The organism is Streptomyces aureocirculatus (assembly GCF_000720475.1).
Lineage (GTDB): Bacteria > Actinomycetota > Actinomycetes > Streptomycetales > Streptomycetaceae > Streptomyces > Streptomyces aureocirculatus.
Genome location: NZ_JOAP01000213.1, coordinates 1 through 223 on the forward strand (window position 1 = coordinate 1; position 223 = coordinate 223).

The window sequence follows — 223 nt, forward strand, 5'->3', positions numbered from 1 at the left end:
CGGCACGGTGACCGTGAGGTGCTCGCCGCGATCGTCTTCGTGGCGACCTCGGGCTGCACGTGGCAGCAGCTTCCCGCAGCGTCGTTCGGGCCGTCCGGACCGACGGCGCACCGTCGTTTCACAGAGTGGTCGAAGGCCCGGGTCTGGGCCAAGCTGCACCGCTTGGTCCTGGACGAGCTCGGCTCCCGCGGGGAGCTGGACTGGTCGCGGTGTGCGATCGACT

1 protein-coding gene is annotated in these 223 nt (G+C 70.4%); it reads left to right on the top strand.

Annotation, left to right across the window (positions count from 1 at the left end; genetic code table 11):
* Positions 1-223 (top strand): transposase (locus tag IG78_RS0141410; protein ID WP_030575168.1); only part of this gene is annotated, 223 nt, incomplete at both ends.